This window comes from Protofrankia coriariae, from assembly GCF_001017755.1.
Lineage (GTDB): Bacteria > Actinomycetota > Actinomycetes > Frankiales > Frankiaceae > Protofrankia > Protofrankia coriariae.
Map to the genome: position 1 here is coordinate 1 of NZ_JWIO01000003.1, position 1267 is coordinate 1267.

The following is a 1267-nucleotide window of genomic DNA, read 5'->3' on the forward strand; positions in this document are numbered from 1 at the left end:
GTGTACGCTTTTTGGCCGCATCGGCGTCTACAGCGACAAACTCGCGATGATCTTCTCCGGCGGCCGGCGTCCATCGACGCGCACCGCCGTCCGCGACGGATACTCATGGTCACATAATTGCCGCTCCAGAACATCTGGACCATCTTTTCAGGTCGGCCAGATGGTCACGCGCCCTATTTCGACCAGGAGAACAAGTTTCGACCAGGAGAACGAGTACGGAAACGGCTGCTACGGCAACCGCCTGTTCTCTCGTCAACCGTTCGTTCCCTCGTTTTCGCGGTCCGACGGCGTTCGGCCGTCGGTCTCTGATCGGCTGCGGGCGGGCCGTGTTGCCTGACCAACGCTTCATGCCTCACGGGGCCGGTTTCTGATCGGCCCGCGGGGCTCCGCGGACGAACACCGCGATCCGCGACCGCCCGGCGACCGCCGAGGCGCCATTTCGCCATGCCCTCGTGGAGGTCATCCATGCCGCCCGCCGGCACCACCCCAGGTGTCGCCACCCCTGCCATCACCACCCCAGATGTCGCCACCCCGGCCATCACCGCCTCAACCACCGCCGCTCCAACCGCCGCCGCCTCAACCGTCGCCGCCGTCGCCGCTCCAGTCGTCGCCGGCGCGGCCACCACCACGTCTGGCAGCACACCGGCCGTCGCCCGGACGTGCGCGCGCATCCTCTCCCTCGTCCTGCCCGGTTTCCCCTGCAAGTCGCCCAATCCCGCCAAGGTGCTCGGCCGCGTCCCGGACGAGGGTGAACGGCTCTCGCTGCGTTTCCTCGACGGGCTGTGCGCGGCCGTCGAGGAGGTGTACGCCCCCGGGGCACGAATGCTCATCTGCTCCGACGGGCACGTCTTCGGCGACCTCATCGGCGTCCCGGACGAGCACATCGACGCCTACGCGGGCGGACTACAGGCCATGATCCGACACGAACGCCTGGGTCACCTGAGCGTCTTCGACCTGCGCGACGTCCTCGGTGACCTGCCCTACGACGACAAGCGGACGCTGGTGAGCGAGCGGTACGCCCCGCCCCTGGAACAGCTGCGCGCCGAGGTACGCGCCGGCGAGGACACCCTGCGTCTCTACCGCGGCATCACCCGTTTCCTGGTCGACGACACCGCGGACTTCGCGGGAAGCAGATCGGCGCTGCAATGCGCGTGCCGACAGCGGGCGTACGGCGTGATCCAGCGCAGCCGTGCCTGGAGCAACATCATCGCCGCTCACCATCCCCGCTCGGTGCGGCTGTCCATCCACCCGCAGCGGCGGGGCGCGG

The 1267-nt window shown here is 68.7% G+C and carries 1 protein-coding gene and 1 pseudogene; both read left to right on the forward strand.

From position 1 onward, the window contains the following. The coding region (locus FrCorBMG51_RS30370; protein WP_235433249.1) for a hypothetical protein at nucleotides 1–337 on the forward strand (337 nt) is incomplete at its 5' end. A 128-nt stretch (nucleotides 338–465) separates the two neighbouring features. Then, nucleotides 466–1267 (forward strand): annotated as a pseudogene (locus FrCorBMG51_RS02375) (L-tyrosine/L-tryptophan isonitrile synthase family protein); the annotation flags it as partial.